Source organism: Corynebacterium sp. LK14 (genome assembly GCF_008042215.1).
Taxonomy (GTDB): domain Bacteria; phylum Actinomycetota; class Actinomycetes; order Mycobacteriales; family Mycobacteriaceae; genus Corynebacterium; species Corynebacterium striatum.
On sequence record NZ_NOVQ01000013.1, the window covers coordinates 1 to 18,513 of the forward strand.

Below are 18,513 nucleotides of genomic sequence, written 5' to 3' on the forward strand. Positions count from 1 at the left end.
CATATAAGAAACCCCAGCCGCCAAGGGCTCGCCTTGGAAGCTGGGGTCTAAGAAAAGCTACTTTATTCAGAACACCGTTAGCGGTCTTGGAAATAGGACAGCAGGCGCAGAATCTCAGTGTAGAGCCAGACCAAGGTGACAGTCAGGCCGAGTGCAACGCCCCATGCAGTCTTGGACGGAGCGCCAAGTCGGATGAGACGGTCAGCGTGGTCGAAGTCCGTAAGGAAGGACATCGCTGCAAGCACGATGCAGACCAAAGAGAAGATGATGGCAATCGCGCCGCCATCGCGCAGTGGGCTAAACCCGAAGAAGATAGCACCGATGAAGTTACCCAGAGCCAGAACCGCCACACCAGCGATAAGACCGAACATGATCTTGTTGAACTTCGGGGTGACCTTCACAGCGCCAGTCTTGTAGATGACAAGCATGCCGATGAATACGCCAACGGTACCCATGATTGCTTGGCCGATAAGTGCCATACCGTCAGAACCGGCAACGTTAACGCCAGCAAACAGAAGCGAGAAGCCACCAACAAAGAAACCATCGAGTACAGCGTAGGTAAGCGTCAGCGGCGCAGAGCCGAACTTCTTACTAAACGCAGCAATTAGCGTGACGATGAAGCTACCCAAGCCACCAACTACAGTCAACAAGATTGCCGCACCATAGTTGACCTGAGTGCCGATGAAGAAGTTGGCAACTGCAAAGACGATCAACACCGCGAGCGTAATGCCGGTCTTAGTAACAACGTCGTCGACAGTCATTGGTCGCTCAGAAGTCTGACCGGCTGATTGTCCATATCCCTGCTGGCCAAATGAGTTTACATTCTGGCCAGCATCGTAAGGGTTGTTGTTACCGAACGGATTGGTAGAAGTTCCTTGACTCTTCGTCAAAGAGTTCATTACCGGGTTGCTTGAACGCATTAAGGTACCGATTCCTTTCACAGGTTTAGTCACTAGGGTTAGCGAACGCCCAGCCTAACAGTAATCACGCACCATATGGGCCAAGCGGTTTTATTTAAGATTCCACTAAGTTCAACGCGTGCAATACTTCAAAAGTTCCCAGCCGTACGGTTTTACTTTGAACTATTTTGCAGTGCCTCGGGGAATCGAAATCCCGGGTTTCACTTATCGTTACGCTTGGGGTTCATTGCGCACGCGCTTTCCGACGTCCCACCTCACCCAATTCACGAAATGACAGGTTTAGCGCACAAATGCAAACTGGTTCTGCAGAGCAAAAGGTCATGGACAAAAGCCCATGACCTACAAATTTGGTGCCCCCAGTGGGACTCGAACCCACACTGAATTGATTTTAAGTCAACTGCCTCTGCCGATTGGGCTATAGGGGCTTTAAGGTGTGCTCCTATTTTAAGGCACCCCACATGCACACGCCGACAGTGGGGTACCCGAGAGGGATGGCGTTAGCGATACTTACAGGTCAGCCACAATACCGGCAACGATCCCATCGAGGATGTCCTTCTCACTAATGAAGAAGGACTTTGCATCACTGTTACGTTCAATCATTCGGATAATTCCCTCAACGGCCACCGATCCGCCACCAATAACATCGGCACGACCAGGATGAATGACTGGGTTAAGCGCGCGGACGTCGGAAGGCACGTCCATCAATTGACGCGTCAGCACACGCAGCGCATCAAAGCGTAGCTCAGAACCATGGATAGCATCGGCGTCGTAGCGCTCTAGACCCTGTGCCAAGGCTGACAGAGTGGTGAAGGTACCAGCACAGCCCACAAAGGTCTGTGCGTCCGAAATCGGAACGATCTTCTCTACTTCCTGCATACGCTGTTCCACGTAGTCAGCAGCGATCTCAATCTCTGCTTCCGTCGGCGGATCCGTCCTCATGATGCGCTCAGTCAAGCGAACACAACCCATCTGTGCTGAGTGCGCACCCAGGATCTCACCTTCTGCTGTTCCCACCACGAACTCGGTAGAACCGCCGCCGAGATCGATGACGCAAAATGGTCCCTTGTGTGACGCCAAGTCAGTGACCGCTCCCTTGAAAGACAACAAAGCCTCTTCTTCGCCGGTGATGACCTCAGCCTGTGCCCCTTGTTGGATTTGGCCAAGCAGCTGCGCCGCCATGTCGAAGAATTCACGCTGGTTCTTTACATCTCGCGTAGCGGATGTAGCCACCATGCGCACACGTTTGACATTCTCGAACTTCATCTGCTGGACGTAGCCTTCGAGCGCCACGCGAGTACGCTCCAGAGCTTCAGCAGCGAACTCCCCTGTTGCGTCAACTCCTTGGCCTAAGCGGACGATTTCCATCGTGCGTACGATGTCACGAATCTTTCCGTCTTCCTGAACCTCACAGATGAGGAGCCGAATTGAGTTGGTTCCGCAATCAACGGCGGCGACGCGAGTCATTGAAACTCTTTCCCTTCAAAAATTAAGTGTGCGTTGGCAGCAACGGGGTTCTTATTACGCGTGTGCTACTCGGCGTTCGAGAAATCGAACTGGCTCAAGTCGATACCGAGCTCCTCGATGGTGGGCCAATCTTGCGGAATAGCAGTACCACGCAGTCGGCCGTGGTCTGCTGCCAATGCAACTGCCTCCGTGCCCAAACGGAAGTGATGTGGCCCCTCAGCGAGGGCATATGCGATGAGCACGTGGAGACACTTCACGCGATCAGGCATGCCACCGCCGGAAAAGGTGGTTCCTAGGTCCTCGATTTCGTTGCGCTTAGCGAGGAAATACTCGTGCGCACGCTTGTAATCTTCAGCTAGTTCCTTATCCTCTGCCAATCGAGCTTCCATCCACTTCATGACGTGCGCTACCTCGAGGCGCGAAGCCTCCGCAGTCAGGCGCGGGTCAGTCAAGTAGTAGAGGGTAGGAAATGGCGTGCCGTCAGGTAGCTTTGGGGAAGTCTTCACCACGGCCGGCTGGTTGTCCGGTGTGCGATAAGCAATGTCGAGCACACCACGCGGAGCGCGGCCAAGTTGCTCTTTAACAATTTCGAGATCTGCATCGTTGACGATCATGACCGTTATTGTCTCATGCCAGTGCAACTCTAAGACGCTTAGGATTCACTGCGACCACAAAACTCCACGGTTGTAGGCTACAAAGCGCTACTGCGCTGCAGGAGCTGCCGGCGCTGCGGGAGCTGCCGGCGCTACGGGAGCTCCTGGAACTGCAGGCTCACCGTCGCCAGCAGGGACTTCCTGCCCCGGTACTGCCTCCGGGCCAGACGACGGCGCAACCGTCGGCAGGTGTCCTGGATCGGTGTTTGTCGACCCCGTCACGCTTGCGTCTTCATCTTCAGAGATAGACCCCCAAAGAATTTCATACCACGGACGAGAATCTACATCGCTCAGCTTGTCGGTAGTCACCGTATTGTTGTGATTCATCCGGTTATCCATGATGCGGTATGCGGTCTCGCCCTCCGCAATAACGCCAAAACGGCGACGCGCTTCCTGCTGCAAGTAGTCCTCGGAGCGGTACTTATCAATCTCTTCCAGCAGCTCTTCCTTTTCCGCTTGCTTTGCGGCAATGGATCGCTCGAGCCGGGCTGTTTCAGAACGCACGTGATAATAGTTGCGCAATGGCACCGCGATGGTGAGCAGCACGATTAGCACAACCACGAGAATTACGGCAAAGCCAACAATATCCATGCGGCCCATTGACTTAATGCGTTGCGACGCCCCCTTGGCTTTCGCCTTAGCCGCGGCTTCTCGCTGTCTAGTGGCACGCGAAACCACTGGAACAGTGGTCCGGGATTTCTTGGAAGTGTGATTCTGGCGTGCCATAGGGTTCCTATCCTAGCGGCGGGCACTGTTTGAAACGGGTGACGCGCGTGTGATTGGAGTAAATTCTCACAAAAAGAAGCGCCGCCCGCGGCGGTCCCTCCTTGAATGGGAGGAATTACCTGCGGACGGCGGCGTCGTTAACGCTCAAAGGCAATTAACTCTGGGGCGCTAGCCCCGAGGAATTAGCCCTGAAAGCGAGGGAATGCGGAGCGGCCTGCGTAGACAGCGCCCTCGCCGAGCTCCTGCTCGATGCGCAGCAGCTGGTTGTACTTAGCAACGCGCTCGGAACGAGCCGGTGCACCAGTCTTGATCTGGCCACAGTTCAGTGCCACTGCAAGGTCAGCGATGGTGGTGTCCTCGGTCTCACCGGAGCGGTGAGACATCATGGTGCGGTAGCCGTTGCGGTGAGCCAACTCGACAGCGTCGAAGGTCTCAGTCAGGGTACCGATCTGGTTAACCTTCACGAGCAAAGCGTTAGCAGCCTTCTTCTCGATGCCCTCAGCCAGACGGGCTGGGTTGGTGACGAAGAAGTCGTCGCCAACAATCTGGACCTTGTCACCAATGGTTGCGGTGAGCTTGGTGTAGCCCTCCCAGTCATCCTCCTGCAACGGATCCTCGATGGAGACGATTGGGTACTCGTTGATGAGCTCCTCGTAAACCTTGGCCATCTCCTCAGCGGTGTGCTCGCCACCCTCGAAGTGGTACTTGCCGTCCTTGAAGAACTCAGAGGAAGCAACGTCGAGTGCCAGGGCAATGTCCTTGCCTGGCTCGAAGCCAGCCTTCTTGATTGCCTCAACGATAAGGTCCAGAGCAGCCTTGGTGGACTCAGCTTCTGGTGCGAAGCCGCCCTCGTCACCGAGACCGGTGGACAGTCCCTTTTCCTTAATGACGGACTTCAGGGAGTGGTAAACCTCAGCGCCCATGCGCAGTGCTTCTGCGAAGGACTCAGCACCGATTGGAGCAATCATGAACTCCTGAACGTCAACGCCAGAGTCAGCGTGTGCGCCACCGTTAACAATGTTCATCATTGGAACTGGAAGAACGTGGGCGTTCGGGCCGCCGATATAACGGTAAAGCGGTAGGGCTGCGGACTCAGCAGCAGCCTTAGCAGCAGCGATGGAAACACCCAGGATGGCGTTTGCGCCGAGGCGAGACTTGTTCTCGGTGCCGTCGAGGGCAATGAGGGCCTGGTCGATGAGGCGCTGGTCGTCGGCCTCGAAGCCAGCAATCTCGTCAGCGATCTCTTCGTTGACGTTCTCAACAGCCTTGAGAACGCCCTTGCCCAGGTAGCGCTCGCCACCGTCACGAAGCTCGTGTGCCTCGTGAACACCTGTGGAAGCACCAGACGGGACGCCGGCTACGCCGTGTGCACCGTCATCAAGGAAAACCTCTGCCTCGACGGTCGGGTTACCGCGGGAATCAAGAATCTCTCGAGCAAATACGTGGATGATGTCAGCCATGCTGCTTTCACTCCTATTGAGCCAAATTGGTTTAGATATGTGCTTTGGGTTTCTTGCCCCAAATCACCTGCCGCCAATTGTTCCAGAAAACTTCGGAACGTGTCGGACAGAAAGTCACATAGTGAGCTAAAACGTGATTTTTTCTACGAAGCAGCGGGCTGCGGAATCGAATAAGCATTGGCTGCAGCAGCCACGCGTCGCAGGTAGTCCTCCGACTGGTTGTAATTAAGTACGCCTGCACGCCAATCTTCAGGAACCGACAAATTTCTTCCACCAAAGCATAAGAGTGCCGCCGCACCGAGTGCTGCATCGTCGATTTGGTTGGGATCGGCTACACCATCCCCGTTTGCGTCACGGCCGACATGTTCCCACGAGGAAGGGATGAATTGGAGCGGGCCAACTGCGCGATCAAACTCGGCATCGCCATCAAAATGCCCACCATCGGTATCCGGCGTATGGGCCGTCCCATTCGTTCCATCCAACGCAATGCCAATAATCGGCGGATCGGGATAGCCATTCTCATCCAACTTCGACGGACGGAACCAGTTTCCGTTGTATGTGCCGTGGCGGGTCTCCACCCATCCCAGCCCCGCAAGGGTCGTCCAGTGAAGATTGCATTCTGGCCATGCGTCACGAGCAATAAGCTCTGCATTTCCATAGGCCCGCAACGCTTGACCGGAGATACCGGTTTCAGCTTCCAGTTGGGAGGACCAATACGTTAGTTTGTCGGCTGTACGCCCCTCAGCGTGCACGTCGATATCGGGTACCGCCATTCCCGCCAACGGTGGCATGGCATCTGGCACGGGTTGCAGCTGTTTCAAGGTCGCTGGCTTGCCCAATGCGGAGAGAACCCAGCCCACAAGGGAAACGATAACGACCACAGCGAGGACTGCGGCTAGGCCGCAGCCCCCGAGTTTCCGCAGCCGCTTAGTCATGGGTAGCAATCTTAACGGGCAACACATCCCTGCCCCACCTGACACTTCGACAGAGAGCATCCTCCCAGAAGAAATCCAGCAAACTAGCAAAAATTATGTCGCTATATTCACACCCGTAACATTTTGCGCTACAGTAACCCTGTTAAGTCTGGATTTTTTCCTAACCCTCCTCTTACTCAACCCGCATTTCCCCTCCCGAAGGAGTCACATGAACATCCGCCGAATCGCCGCCGCAGCCCTGGCCACCATCGCCCTTGGCACCGCCACTCCGGCTGCTGCACAGGCCCAGAACCTGCTGGGCGACATCAACAGCCTCGCAGCGCAGCTCATCTCCGGAGCCGACTGCGGCACCGTCCGCACCGCCCTGACACTAATTGATCAGAACACCCCGGGCGTTTTGCTCGATGAAAACACCACCCGCAATCAACTCGCACACAACCTGCAGAATCTCGGTGGCGAGCGGAAGGCTCAGATCTCCCCGCTGACTATCGCAGCCATCAAGTACTCCGGCCTGACCGCCGACCGCGCACTGGCTTGCGGCATCGTCAAGCAGGACACCCTGCTCACCGGCGGCACCGGCCTGTCATCCCAGATTTCGGACTACCTGCCAATGCTCTCCTCCACCCTGAACCTGCCGAAGCTTTAAGACTCCGATTCCAAATTTCCGGAGTCTAAACCCAAGGCTTGCGACTTCTCGCGGGCCTTTCCTTCTGCCCACAGGAGCTCTTGCTTTTCGACGTCGACTAGCTCACGGGTTCCATCAAAAAGATACGGTGCGCGCGAGCGAAGTTTGGTCACGAAGGAAGCCGCGACGTCGTCAAGCGTAAACGCGCCTCGCCGCGAGGCGAGCTCGGCATGGAAGAGAACTTGCAGAAGGACGTCGCCAAGCTCCTTGCACAATTCTTCATCCCCCGCGCGTTCCCGGACCGCCTCCGCAAACTCTTGAGATTCTTCCGCCAAGTACGGCAAAAGGCTTTCATGAGTCTGCGCCCGCTCCCACTGCCCTATCCGCACCGCTTGCATCATCGCTTCGCGGGCTTGAAGCATCGGATCCTGGCGCGAGGGCGCCTCAATCAGTTTTTCGCCTGCCGCCAGGCGCGCTTCTACTTCTTCGTCGTGCGCGTCGGTAGAAACGAGCAGCCCGAGCCCGGTTGGATCCTCTCCCGAAAGGAGATCGCTGAAGTTCCATCGCACACGCACTGGAACTTCACCCGTAAATGAAACTGGACCCAAGAGCAAGCCCTGGGCCTCCATCGGAATCATCGTGGGCCAGCGTTCATCGAGCAGCAGAACAGTCATGGCCACAAAGTATAGGGCAGTTTAGTAATCAGGTTTTAAATGCTGACTTCGCTCCGTGGCTTTTGCGGGGTATTTTAGTCGAATGACCTCCACTACTTCCTCCCCGGCGAACGCCGAGTCATCGCGCAATCACACGGTGACTCTGTGGACTCTCGTCGCCTTGATTATCGGCTCCACCGTGGGCAGTGGAATATTCTCGCTCCCTCAAAACATCGCCTCGGTTGCAGGTCCCGGCGCAATGCTCATCGGTTGGCTCATCGCCGGCGTGGGCATGCTCTCTGTCGCGTTCGTGTTCCAGTACTTGGCGCACCGCAAGCCACACCTCGACTCCGGTGTGTACTCCTACGCCCGCGCGGGCCTAGGTGATTTCATCGGCTTTACCGCAGGCTGGGGCTACTGGATTGGCTCCGTAATCGCACAGGTGGGGTATGCCACACTCTTCTTTAACACCGTGGGCCACTATGTGCCGCTTTTCGACGCCGATCATCGCTGGGCCTCCGCCATCGCAGTGTCGGTAATGTCTTGGGCCATTTTTGCAGTTTTGACGCGCGGCATTAAGCAGGCCGCTGTGATGAACATGGTGACCTCGATTGCCAAGATAGTGCCGATTCTGGCCTTCATGGTCTTCATTGCTTTCCTCGGCTTTAGCTGGGATAAGTTCACCTTTGATTTCTGGGGCGAGGACTCCGGCTCAACCGTCTTTGAGCAGATTCAGGGCATCATGCTCTACACCGTGTGGGTATTCATCGGTGTAGAGGGCGCCTCCGTCTACTCCAAGCAGGCCCGCTCCCGCAACGACGTCGGCCGTGCCACCGTCATCGGTTTCTTCTCCGTGCTGGCGCTTTTGGTTTCGGTCTCCACCTTGTCATTCGGCGTGCTCTCCCAAGCTGAACTGGCAGCATTGCCGGATAACTCCATGGCTTCCGTACTAGAGGCTGTCGTCGGCCCATGGGGCGCGGCTTTTATCTCCATCGGCCTCTGCCTTTCTGTGCTGGGCGCTTACGTGTCTTGGCAGATGCTGTGTGCTGAGCCCATCGTAATGATGGCTATCGACGGCCTGCTGCCTCGCAAGATCGGCACCATCAACGTGGCCGGCGCCCCATGGGTAGCGCAGTTTATCTCCACCGCTGTTATTCAGGTCTTCATCATCGTGTTCTTCTTGAATGAGACCTCATATAACGCCATGGTGCAGCTGGCCACAATCATGTACCTGCTGCCTTATATCTTCACCTCGCTCTACCTGCTTTTACTGGGTATCCGCGGCAAGGGCCTTTCACACCCGCACGCAGGTGTGAAGTTCGATCTTTCGGGCCCGGAAATCTCGAAGCGGGAAAACCGCCGTCATATCGTCATCGGCGCCATCGCATTCGTTTACTCGCTGTGGCTTATCTACGCCGCCGACCTGGTTTATGTCTTGCTCGGTGCGCTCGCCGTTATTCCAGGTCTTATCCCTTACGTGGGAACGCGCCTGTATAAGAAGGAGCGCGTCTTCAACGCATTTGAATGGTGCGTCGTGGCCATCGTCTTCATCGGCGCGATCGCTGCGATTTGGGGTCTGAGCACCGGCAGTCTGGCACTCTAAGCTTCTTAACTCCTAAAAGGGGTAGCCACACGACGTGTGAGTTGCCTCTTTTCTTTTTGCGCCAAATCACGCCAAATAAATTTCAAGTTAGCCTTACCTTGGTTAGATAATTCAAGTGGCGGAACACCGTCCCTTCGTCACTGCCCTGAAAGAAATTGCTGCTTTTTGCTAACTTGCTCATCGGCCTGCGCGAAGGTCTTGAAGCAGCCATGGTCGTTATGATCCTCGCCGCCTACCTAGCCAAGTCCGGCCGTAAGGACCATATGCGGTGGGTGTGGGTCGGCGTCGCCAGTGGCGTTGGTCACCTACATGCTGCTGTGGATGCGCGGTGCTTCGAAGAACATGAAGGCAGAACTCGAGGGAAAGCTGGAGGCGGCCATCGCAGTGGGCGCGGGTTTCGTCTTCGTCCTGGCATTCATGGCCGCGGTCCGCGAGGGCATCGAGACAGCGCTGCTGGTGTTCGATACCTTTGCCTACGGCTCCACCATGACGCCGGCGCTCGGCCTTTCCCTAGGCATCCTCATCGCCGTAGCCGTAGCCGTAGCGATGTACTACGGCGCAGTGCGCATCAACCTCGGCACCTTCTTTAAAGTCACCGGCATCTTGCTGGTCGTCGTGGCTGCGGGCATCCTGCGCTATGGCATCACGGACTTGCAGGAAGCTGGCCTGCTGCCGGGCCTGCACACACTCGCCTTCGACATCTCTAACGTCATTGCGCCTGGCACTGCACTTGCGACCTTGATCGAAGGAATCTTCAACCTCGTGCCGGCGCCGACCTTGCTGTCCATGATCGCATGGGCGGTCTATCTCGTCGTCGCCATGTATCTCTTCCTCCGCCCTGCCCCAGCGCCAAAGCCAGCTAAGCAGCAGCAAGCAGACACGCAAAGCATGGCGCACTAACACTTTTCTATCTCATCGCCTCACAATTTTTTAAACCAAGGAGAACAAACCCAATGAAGCGCATTCTCGCTGCCGTCGCCGGCACCGCTGCCCTACTGAGCCTTTCCGCGTGTGCGGACAAGGTCGACGAGGCAGAGTCCACCAACTTCACCGTCACCGCCTCCGACGAGTCCTGTGAGGTCTCCGGAGCCGAGGCCACCACTGGTACCTCCTCGTTCGACGTGACGAACAACAGCAAGAAGACCACTGAGTTTTACGTCTACACCTCTGGCGGCCGCGTGGTTGGTGAGGTCGAGAACATCGGCTCGGGTGCTACCCGCAAGCTGGTTGTGCAGATCACCGATCCGGGCGAGTACACCCTGACCTGTAAGCCAGGCATGGTGGGCGACGGCATTTCCCAGAAGCTCAACGTCACCGGCGAGGCAGTTGCCGCCACCGAGGATGAGGTTCTGACCCAGGCTGTTGACGGTTACATCTCCTACGTCCGCTCCCAAACCAATAACTTGTAGGGCCAGGTAGACGAGTTCGTTGCCGCCATCGAGGCAGGCGACCTTGAAAGATCCAAGGAGCTCTTCGCGCTTGCCCGCACCCCATACGAGCGCATCGAGCCCGTGGCGGAGTCCTTCCCAGATGACCTCGACCCGCGCATCGACCTGCGCGAGGCCGACATCGAAGAGGGCGACACCTGGACCGGCTTCCACAAGATTGAGAAGGATCTGTGGGTGAACAGGAAGATCACCGACGAGACCAAGAAGGATGCCGCCCAGCTCAAGAAGGACATCGCTGAGCTTGTCGACGGCGTCGCAGCCGACGATTACACTCTGACTCCGGTTCAGATTGCCTCCGGCGCCCAGGGCCTGTTGGACGAGATTGCAACCTCGAAGATCGCCGGTGAAGAAGACATCTTCTCCCACACCGACCTCTATGACTTCCAGGCCAACCTGGACGGCTCGAAAGCAGCCATCGCCTCCCTGGAGAAGGCTCTCAATGAGCGCGATCCACAGCTGCTGATCAATGAGCGCTTCGAGAAGGTGCAGACTCTGCTGGACAAGTACAAGGAGCTTTCCGACGCCCTCGATGTCCTGACTGAGAAGGTCTCCACCGTCCAGGAAGTTGTGGCTAAATAATGTCATTCGCATTCAGCCGCCGCGCATTTCTGACGGGCGCATCCGCTTTGGGCGCCACCACGCTTGTGGCTGGTTGCGCGACTAATTCTGCCGGTACCACTTCTGGCGACGCTGCCATCAAGTTCGACGGCGAGCACCAGGCGGGCATCACCACGGCCCAGCAGGACCGCATGCACTTCGCGGCTTTTAACGTGGTGACTAAGGAGCGCTCTGAGTTGGAGGAGCTGCTCAAGAAGTGGACCGCTATGGCGCGCCGCATGACCCGCGGCGAGACCACAGTGGATGAGACGATTGAGGACGTCGGCCAGCACTCGGTGCCGAAGGACACCGGCGAGGCCTATGACTTGGAGCCTGCGAACCTCACGATCACCATTAGGTTTGGGCCTTCGCTTTTCAACGATCGCTTTGGCCTGGGGTCGGCGCGTCCGAAAGAGCTCAAAGACTTGCCGAAGTTCTCCGGCGACATCGCCATCCAGGCGTGCTCTGACAACCCGCAGGTGGCTATCCACGCCATCCGCAACCTGGCGCGCGCTGGCAGCGGAGTCGTGGAATACAAATGGTCCCAGCTAGGATTCGGCCACGCCACTGCCACCACGCGCGGCCAGCAAACGCCGCGCAACCTCTTTGGATTCAAAGACGGTACGAACAACATCAAGGCTGAAGATCAGGACATCGTCAACGAACACGTGTGGGTCTCTGGGACCGACTCGTGGTTTGACGGCGGTACTTTCGCCGCATCCGCATGCTCCTGGAAAACTGGGACCGCCAGGTACTTGCCGACTAAGAGGAGACCTTTGGACGCTCCAAGGGCAGCGGCGCTCCCCTGGGCCGCAGCGACGAATTCGACGAGCTGCCATTGGACGAATACCACGGCACTTCTGGCCCGGTGATTCCGCTGACGGCACACTCGCACTTAGCGAGCCATCAGGAAAACCAGGGCGCGCGCATGCTGCGCCGCGCGTACAACTTCACGGATGGAATCGACGACTTCGGACACCTCGATGCGGGCCTATTCTTCGTGTCCATCGTGAACTCGCCTGAGCAACGCTTCATCCCGATCCAGTCCAAGCTGGCAAAGTCGGATAAGATGAACGAATACGTGCGCTACGAGTCCTCCTCCATCTTCGCCTGCCCTCCGGGCACCACCGGCGAAGACGACTGGTGGGGCCGCACGCTGTTCGAGGCCACGGCCTAGATGCGTCCGCGCCGCGTTCGTGCGGCGCGGACTCCGCCCTAATAGCGAATGACGCGGCGGCCTTCGATGCCGCCCTTGATAAGCCCCTCGAAGACCTCGTTGACCTCGTTGAGCTTGACTTCCTCGACCGTCGGCTTAATCATGCCGCGGGCGTAGAAGTCGAGCGCCTCCTCGAGATCCTGGCGTGTACCCACGAGCGAGCCGCGGATGGTGAGGCCCTTGAATACGATGTCGAAGATGGGCGCGGGGAACTCTCCCGGCGGCAGGCCGTTGAAGACGATGGTGCCGCCCTTGCGCGCCATGCCGATGGCCTGGCCGAACGCCTGCGGGTGGACGGCCGTAACGAGCACGCCGTGGGCGCCGCCCTTGGTGTACTCAGTAACGGCCTCGGCCGGGTCCGCTTCCTTGGCGTTGACGGTGTACTCGGCGCCGTGCTTCTTCGCCAGCGCTAGCTTCTCTTCTGAGATATCCACCGCGATGACGCGCATGCCCATGGCGACGGCGTATTGCACCGCGATGTGTCCCAGTCCACCGATGCCGGAGATGACCATGAACTGGCCCGGGCGCGTCTCTGAGACCTTGAGCCCCTTGTAAACCGTGACGCCAGCGCAGAGAATCGGCGCGACCTCGATCGGGTCCGAGCCTTCCGGAATGCGTGCGCAGTAGCGGGTGTCCACGAGCATGTACTCGCCAAACGAGCCGTCCACGGTGTAGCCGCCATATTCCGCCTCGTCACACAGCGTTTCCCAGCCGGTGCGGCACTTCTCGCACACACCACACGCGGACCACAGCCAGACGTTGCCCACGATATCGCCTACCTCGACGGTGTGCTCGCCTGGTCCCAGCTTGACCACTTCGCCCACACCCTCGTGCCCCGGGATGAAGGCTGGCTCCGGCTTAACCGGCCAGTCGCCTTCCGCGGCGTGGACGTCCGTGTGGCAGATGCCCGACGCAAGGTTACGCACGAGCGCTTGGTTGCGCCCCGGTTCCGGAAGATCCGCCTCACGGATATTCAGAGTAGGTCCGAATTCTTCGACGACAGCGGCGGTGAATGTATCACTCATTATGTACTCCTTTACTACGGGTCGATGACGTCACCCAGACTAGAAATCTCGCCCGCGCGCGTGAACCGCTCTACCCCGCTGCAAATTCCGCAAATCTGTGAATTAACACGAATCCGACGCGATGAGTGATATAGAGCATTCAGTCTGCAAAGATTGCATTTTTACCCCCGACCTGCATAAATGAATACCTATTTCATTAACCGCGGTCGTTTCCCCATACCGCGCGAAGGCATGCCGAATCGCCCCGGCCGCGGCCGGGTTGTCGTTTGTGGGGGTTAGTCCACGGTGCAGAGGTAGCGCTTGCCGTAGGGCGTGACGTACCAGTAATTGCCCTCGGCATCGCGGGTATACGAATCTTCGTCGGCCTTGCGTCCGTTATGGAAACGGCATAACGGCACAAGATTCGCGACGTTCGTGTCACCGCCCTTGTTCCGCGGGATGAAGTGGTCACGCTCGCACAACAGAGCCGGGGTCACACATCCTGGGTGAATACACTGCGGATGCAGCGCAAACGCCATGAGTGTTTGCTTCTCGTTGAAGATCGGCGTCGACTTAAAACAATCCACCGGCTCGCCCCAATTGGTCACCAACGTGACGTAGCCGACCTCGGCCAGCTTTTCCTGAGCCAATAGGCGCGCCGGGCGCACCGTCCCGTCCGTGGCGCGAATAAGCTTGCCCTCAGCGAGGTACTCCTCATGCTCGTCGAGACGAATAACTACGTGCGCAGCACGGGCTGGGGCCTGAATTTGCTCCCCGCCAGCGACGAACTGTTTGAACCCGTCGAGCAGGTCGTCGCCGGGCAGCGCGCCGAGCATGTCCATCAGCCACGGGTCTTGGGTGTTAATCACCAAACGGTGCCAGCCGTCTTTGCCATAGGTATGGCGGGCGGACTCCACGCGGGTCTTCGGCTTGGCAAGCTGCGCGCCGACCTCATCGAGCTTGGTCTCCGCCGTGCCACACAAGGTCACGCGGGCGGCGTTGGGGTCGTCGCAGCGCGCGGCGAGCACCTCGATGCGGGCGAGCACGCGCAGGGAATGGCCGGCAGCGCGGGCGGCCTTGCGGGCCTCGGCGATGCCTTTGGGCTTAGTGCGCCAGTAGACGGCGGCCAAGGGGTGGATGAACTTGGCGTCGGCGAGTGTTAGGCCGCGGTCGCGGAGTTCAGCCACGGTGAGGCCAGCGGCTTCCTTGAGAGAATCGACGCCGAGAGCAAGAGCATCGAAGATGGAGACGGTCATGCCACGGAGGTTAAGGAGGCATCGGAAAGCCTGCAACCGATTGTCCAATGTATTTGTCGAACAGGGGTATTCGAACAGGGGTAACGAGGGGATAAACGTGCAGGTCCGCGCATTTCGGCGCGAGCGTGCCGGTGGCCTCGGTTAGCTTGAAGGCCCACTATCAATCGGCGGACTGAAAGGATAGCGTTATGGATTCGCTCTTCGCCGCGGCCAGCGAGGCCGGGCTTGGACCGCTGTTTGCGGGCCCGGCGATACTCTTTGCACTGAGCACGCTGTCGTTCCTGCGCAACTTCTAGAAAGCGCTACTCGCTCACGGAAATAACGTTGCCCATCTTCCGCGGGGTCTTGCCGCCGGTGACGTCCGCCTGATCGATGTCGAACATCTGCGACAGGAAGTCCGCGACCCACTGCAGCAGCTCGACGTCGCGTAGCTTCGGGTCCGTGACGTTGCGGCCGGCCTTCGGGAAGTTGAGCTGAATAGCCTTAGCTGCGGCGCGGTAGTTCGAGCCGGGGAACAGGCGCTTGAGACGAACCTGCTTGGAGTCTGGCAGCTCCACTGGGTGGACCTTGATGCGCGTGCCTTGGACCGTGATGTCCGAGACGCCGGCGCGGCGGGCCTGGTGGCGCAAGCGTGCTACCGCAAGCAAACGAGTAACCGGCTGCGGCAGCGGGCCGTAGCGATCCTCCATCTCCTCCACTGCCAGCTGCAGGTCCGCATTGTCTTTGGACGCCGCCAACTTACGGTAGACCTCCAAGCGCAAACGCTCAGAGTTGATGTAATCCTCAGGGATGTGGGCGTCGACTGGCAAGTCGATGCGGATCTCCTTCGGGCCGTCGTCAGTGGCCTTGGGAACCTCGCCACGTGCCAAGGCCTTGAAGGTCTCAACCGCCTCGCCCACCAACCGCACGTACAGGTCGAAGCCCACGCCTGCAATGTGACCGGACTGCTGGGCACCCAGCACGTTACCGGCACCACGCATCTCCAAGTCCTTCATCGCCACGGCCATGCCGGCGCCCAGATCATTGTTCTGCGCAATGGTGGCCAGGCGGTCGTAGGAAGTCTCCGTCAGCGTGGCGCCCTTCGGGTACAGGAAGTAGGCATAGCCGCGCTCACGGGAACGACCCACGCGCCCGCGCAGCTGATGCAACTGGGACAAGCCCATGTGGTGGGCGTTCTCCACGATGAGCGTATTGGCATTCGCGATATCCAAGCCTGTCTCCACGATGGTGGTACAAACCAGGACGTCGTACTCGCGATCCCAGAAACCCTGCACGGTCTGTTCGAGGGCTTCCTCGTTCATCTGGCCGTGCGCAACCACGATGCGGGCCTCTGGCACGAGTTCGCGGAGCTCGCGCGCCTTCTTCTCAATATCAGAGACCTTGTTGTGGATGAAGAAAGTCTGGCCATCACGCAACAGCTCGCGACGAATGGCCGCGGCAATCTGCTTGTCCTCGTAGGCACCCACATAAGTCAGGACCGGATGGCGGTCCTCCGGCGGGGTCAGAATAGTAGACATTTCGCGGATACCCGCCATGGACATCTCGAGGGTGCGCGGAATTGGCGTCGCCGACATCGTCAGCACGTCCACCGAAGCCTTAAGCGCCTTGATGTGTTCCTTGTGCTCGACGCCGAAGCGTTGCTCCTCGTCAACCACAATGAGGCCCAGGTTCTTCCAATGCACACCTGTTTGCAGCAGGCGATGCGTTCCGATGACGATATCGACAGAACCGTCTGCCAGGCCGGAGACAATCTCCTTGGCATCCTTCGTCGACGTAAAGCGGGACAGCACCTGAATATTGACCGGGAAACCCGTCATGCGTTCGCGGAAGGTATCCGCATGCTGCTGCGCAAGCAGAGTGGTAGGTACGAGAACCGCCACCTGCATTCCGTCCTGCACTGCCTTGAAGGCTGCGCGCACCGCTACCTCGGTCTTGCCGTAGCCTACGTCGCCCACGACCACCCGGTCCATGGGAACGGTGGACTCCATGTCCTCTTTGACCGCGTCGATGGCCAGCATTTGGTCCTCAGTCTCGACGTACGGGAAGTTGTCTTCCATCTCCGCCTGCCACGGTGTATCCGGCGCAAACTGGTGGCCCGGCGAAGCCTGACGCTTGGCATAAAGTTCCACCAACTCGCCCGCGATCTCGCGGACAGCGGCACGCGCCTTCTTCTTGGTGTTCTTCCAGTCCGAGCCGCCCATCTTGGACAGCGTCGGCTTCTCGCCGCCGGTGTACTTCGACAACAGGTCCAGCGAGTCCATCGGCACCCAGAGCTGATCGGCCGGCTGGCCGCGCTTCGACGCCGCGTATTCCAAGACGATGTACTCACGGCGCGAGGTCTCGTCACCAGACTGGATCGTGCGCTCAGCCATTTTCAGGAAGCGGCCGATGCCGTGGGTCTCATGCACCACGTGATCGCCCTGCTTCAATGCGAGCGGATCGACGCGGTTGCGGCGCTTGGCGGGGCGTCGCTTAGCGCCGGCAATGTCGCCCACGCGGTTACCCGTCAGGTCTGTCTCCGTCACCACAACCAGCGGCAGGGCCTCCTTGGTGGCGCCACCCTGGCTGCGTGCCTTGGGGAACACCAGGCCCGCATGCGAGAGCGCCTGGTATAGCGTGACCTCACCCGGGGTCGGTTCCCAGCCGGGCGTTGCGACCTTGGTGCGAATCCCCTTCTCGGCAAAGCGTTCCACCATGCGCTTTATAGCACCCTGAGCCGGCGCAATAAACGCCGCACGGCCGCCATCGCGGGTATGCGCGAGCAGCTGCGCCATCATGGCGTCGATCTCCTTGACGTCACCGCGTGGCGTCGGGCCCGGTTCATACTCGAGCGGCAAGGTCTGCGACTCGTCGGCCATGAACATTCCAGGAGGAGCAAAGGTCCACAGCGGCAAATTCGCGTTAGCGCACGTTGCTTCCAAAGACTCGTAGGAACGGTAGCTAGCGGCCTCGGTATCCAGGCCTTCAGCAGCCAAAGGACCATCCGCCCCCATGGCAGCGGCTTCCCAACCGGCAGCCAAGAATTCCGCGTCCGTGGACTCTAGATCCGCAATACGGGTGCGAATCTTTTCCGGCGCGACCAGCAGCACGTGGGTACCCTCCGGCATGAATTCGGGAAGGGTAACCAGCGGGGCGTCGCTAAGCACTGCAAGCAGCGCCTCCATGCCGTCGGCCGGAATATGCTCACCTACCTTGGTCAAAAGCTCCACGAGGGCAGCATTGCCCGGGTGCTGCAGGGCAAGGTCTTGGGCACGCTTGGCGACGTCGTCAGTAATCGGAAGCTCACGCGCCGGGAAGATGTCCACCGCGCCGACCTCAATCTCTGGAATCGCGCGCTGGTCGGCGACGGAAAACTGCCTGATATCGGTAATTTCATCGCCCCAGAACTCCACACGCACCGGGTAATCGAGCGTCGTGGGAAAGACATCCAAGATGCCGCCGCGGACGGCATACTCGCCGCGCTTGGCCACCATGTCCACGTGCTTATAGGCACGAAACTCCAGCTGGGAGACGATGGCCTCGAGCTCGATTTCCATGTCCTCGGCCAGGCTGATCGGGCTGCGGCCTTCCACGTTTTTCAAGATCGGTTGGCTATATCCACGCGCTGCCGTGACGACGACGCGCAGCTTGCCTTCTGCAATGCGGTGCAGCACCTGCGCGCGGCGGCCCACGATATCCGCGCCGGGCGAAAGGCGTTCGTGCGGAAGGGTTTCCCACGCCGGGAACTGGGCAACCTTGTCCCCCATCATCGCGGTTAGCTCCGCGGTGAGGTCCTCGGCCTCACGGCCGGTGGCGGTGACGACAAGCACGGGCGCCTGATTCGCCAGCGTGCCGATAGCCCACGGGCGCGCTTGGTCGATGCCGGTGATGTGCAGGTGTGGCTCGCCTACCTGGGTGGCAAGCCCTTTGAGTTTCGGGTCGGAAGCCGCGACCTTGAGTAGTCCGGCGAGCAT

Annotated in this window: 14 protein-coding genes, 1 tRNA gene and 2 pseudogenes; 6 read left to right on the forward strand and 11 right to left on the reverse strand. The window is 58.9% G+C overall.

Annotation, left to right across the window (positions count from 1 at the left end):
• Positions 1 to 77: 77 nt before the first annotated feature.
• The 7 genes from CHU71_RS08580 to CHU71_RS08610 all read right to left on the reverse strand — a co-directional run bounded on the left by CHU71_RS08580 (position 78) and on the right by CHU71_RS08610 (position 6,158).
• Positions 78 to 920, reverse strand: coding sequence for a Bax inhibitor-1/YccA family protein (locus tag CHU71_RS08580; protein ID WP_005529976.1), 843 nt, complete (start codon positions 918 to 920; stop codon positions 78 to 80).
• Positions 921 to 1,268: 348 nt separating this feature from the next.
• Positions 1,269 to 1,345, reverse strand: a tRNA-Leu gene (locus CHU71_RS08585).
• A gap of 82 nt (positions 1,346 to 1,427) precedes the next feature.
• A complete protein-coding gene (locus CHU71_RS08590) occupies positions 1,428 to 2,384 on the reverse strand; it encodes a Ppx/GppA phosphatase family protein (protein ID WP_147760808.1) in 957 nt (318 codons plus the stop codon).
• Between the two features lie 65 nt (positions 2,385 to 2,449).
• Positions 2,450 to 2,998 carry a DUF501 domain-containing protein gene (locus CHU71_RS08595; RefSeq protein ID WP_147760809.1) on the reverse strand — a complete coding sequence of 183 codons (549 nt, stop codon included), beginning with the start codon at positions 2,996 to 2,998 and terminating at the stop codon, positions 2,450 to 2,452.
• Between the two features lie 87 nt (positions 2,999 to 3,085).
• Positions 3,086 to 3,763 carry a septum formation initiator family protein gene (locus CHU71_RS08600; RefSeq protein WP_147760810.1) on the reverse strand — a complete coding sequence of 226 codons (678 nt, stop codon included), beginning with the start codon at positions 3,761 to 3,763 and terminating at the stop codon, positions 3,086 to 3,088.
• A gap of 182 nt (positions 3,764 to 3,945) precedes the next feature.
• Positions 3,946 to 5,223, reverse strand: coding sequence for a phosphopyruvate hydratase (gene eno, locus CHU71_RS08605; RefSeq protein WP_005529983.1), 1,278 nt, complete (start codon positions 5,221 to 5,223; stop codon positions 3,946 to 3,948).
• 143 nt (positions 5,224 to 5,366) lie between these two features.
• Positions 5,367 to 6,158: a lytic murein transglycosylase gene (locus tag CHU71_RS08610; protein WP_046645433.1), complete on the reverse strand. Its 792-nt coding sequence runs from the start codon at positions 6,156 to 6,158 to the stop codon at positions 5,367 to 5,369.
• 208 nt (positions 6,159 to 6,366) lie between these two features.
• Between CHU71_RS08610 and CHU71_RS08615 the strand changes: the two genes are divergently transcribed.
• A complete protein-coding gene (locus CHU71_RS08615) occupies positions 6,367 to 6,804 on the forward strand; it encodes a hypothetical protein (protein WP_046645432.1) in 438 nt (145 codons plus the stop codon).
• Here CHU71_RS08615 and CHU71_RS08620 read toward each other — a convergent pair.
• Entirely contained in the window at positions 6,801 to 7,457 is a 657-nt protein-coding gene (locus CHU71_RS08620) for a MazG nucleotide pyrophosphohydrolase domain-containing protein (RefSeq protein WP_046645431.1), read from the reverse strand. The two genes, CHU71_RS08615 and CHU71_RS08620, sit on opposite strands and share 4 nt — an antisense overlap.
• A gap of 82 nt (positions 7,458 to 7,539) precedes the next feature.
• Between CHU71_RS08620 and CHU71_RS08625 the strand changes: the two genes are divergently transcribed.
• The 5 genes and pseudogenes from CHU71_RS08625 (at position 7,540) to CHU71_RS13045 (ending at position 12,261) form a co-directional block, all read left to right on the forward strand.
• Positions 7,540 to 9,039 carry an amino acid permease gene (locus CHU71_RS08625; protein WP_147760811.1) on the forward strand — a complete coding sequence of 500 codons (1,500 nt, stop codon included), beginning with the start codon at positions 7,540 to 7,542 and terminating at the stop codon, positions 9,037 to 9,039.
• Positions 9,040 to 9,257: 218 nt separating this feature from the next.
• Positions 9,258 to 9,939 (forward strand): annotated as a pseudogene (locus CHU71_RS08630) (FTR1 family protein).
• A 53-nt stretch (positions 9,940 to 9,992) separates the two neighbouring features.
• Positions 9,993 to 11,066: pseudogene (efeO, locus tag CHU71_RS08635) on the forward strand (iron uptake system protein EfeO).
• On the forward strand, positions 11,066 to 11,956 hold the full coding sequence (locus CHU71_RS08640) for a Dyp-type peroxidase (RefSeq protein WP_255456421.1): 891 nt from the start codon (positions 11,066 to 11,068) through the stop codon (positions 11,954 to 11,956). Before efeO ends, CHU71_RS08640 begins: the two are co-directional and overlap by 1 nt.
• Positions 11,890 to 12,261, forward strand: coding sequence for a Dyp-type peroxidase domain-containing protein (locus CHU71_RS13045; protein ID WP_275415482.1), 372 nt, complete (start codon positions 11,890 to 11,892; stop codon positions 12,259 to 12,261). The genes CHU71_RS08640 and CHU71_RS13045 overlap by 67 nt, the downstream gene beginning before the upstream one ends.
• A 38-nt stretch (positions 12,262 to 12,299) precedes the next feature.
• Here the strand turns inward: CHU71_RS13045 and CHU71_RS08645 are convergent, their stop codons facing one another.
• The 3 genes from CHU71_RS08645 to mfd all read right to left on the reverse strand — a co-directional run bounded on the left by CHU71_RS08645 (position 12,300) and on the right by mfd (position 18,513).
• Positions 12,300 to 13,325 carry a zinc-dependent alcohol dehydrogenase gene (locus CHU71_RS08645; RefSeq protein ID WP_147760812.1) on the reverse strand — a complete coding sequence of 342 codons (1,026 nt, stop codon included), beginning with the start codon at positions 13,323 to 13,325 and terminating at the stop codon, positions 12,300 to 12,302.
• A 275-nt stretch (positions 13,326 to 13,600) separates the two neighbouring features.
• Positions 13,601 to 14,560, reverse strand: a complete 960-nt coding sequence (locus tag CHU71_RS08650) for an HNH endonuclease signature motif containing protein (RefSeq protein ID WP_147760813.1) — start codon at positions 14,558 to 14,560, stop codon at positions 13,601 to 13,603.
• Positions 14,561 to 14,862: 302 nt separating this feature from the next.
• Positions 14,863 to 18,513, reverse strand: coding sequence for a transcription-repair coupling factor (gene mfd / locus CHU71_RS08655; protein ID WP_147760890.1), 3,651 nt, complete (start codon positions 18,511 to 18,513; stop codon positions 14,863 to 14,865).

Excerpts from the sequence above, each read along its gene's own strand:
- CHU71_RS08580 (WP_005529976.1), bottom strand. The coding sequence starts at position 920 with ATGCGTTCAAGCAACCCGGTAATGAACTCTTTGACGAAGAGTCAAGGA.
- CHU71_RS08590 (WP_147760808.1), bottom strand. The coding sequence starts at position 2,384 with ATGACTCGCGTCGCCGCCGTTGATTGCGGAACCAACTCAATTCGGCTC.
- CHU71_RS08595 (WP_147760809.1), bottom strand. The coding sequence starts at position 2,998 with ATGATCGTCAACGATGCAGATCTCGAAATTGTTAAAGAGCAACTTGGC.
- CHU71_RS08600 (WP_147760810.1), bottom strand. The coding sequence starts at position 3,763 with ATGGCACGCCAGAATCACACTTCCAAGAAATCCCGGACCACTGTTCCA.
- eno (WP_005529983.1), bottom strand. The coding sequence starts at position 5,223 with ATGGCTGACATCATCCACGTATTTGCTCGAGAGATTCTTGATTCCCGC.
- CHU71_RS08610 (WP_046645433.1), bottom strand. The coding sequence starts at position 6,158 with ATGACTAAGCGGCTGCGGAAACTCGGGGGCTGCGGCCTAGCCGCAGTC.
- CHU71_RS08615 (WP_046645432.1), top strand. The coding sequence starts at position 6,367 with ATGAACATCCGCCGAATCGCCGCCGCAGCCCTGGCCACCATCGCCCTT.
- CHU71_RS08620 (WP_046645431.1), bottom strand. The coding sequence starts at position 7,457 with ATGACTGTTCTGCTGCTCGATGAACGCTGGCCCACGATGATTCCGATG.
- CHU71_RS08625 (WP_147760811.1), top strand. The coding sequence starts at position 7,540 with ATGACCTCCACTACTTCCTCCCCGGCGAACGCCGAGTCATCGCGCAAT.
- CHU71_RS08640 (WP_255456421.1), top strand. The coding sequence starts at position 11,066 with ATGTCATTCGCATTCAGCCGCCGCGCATTTCTGACGGGCGCATCCGCT.
- CHU71_RS08645 (WP_147760812.1), bottom strand. The coding sequence starts at position 13,325 with ATGAGTGATACATTCACCGCCGCTGTCGTCGAAGAATTCGGACCTACT.
- CHU71_RS08650 (WP_147760813.1), bottom strand. The coding sequence starts at position 14,560 with ATGACCGTCTCCATCTTCGATGCTCTTGCTCTCGGCGTCGATTCTCTC.
- mfd (WP_147760890.1), bottom strand. The coding sequence starts at position 18,513 with ATGCTCGCCGGACTACTCAAGGTCGCGGCTTCCGACCCGAAACTCAAA.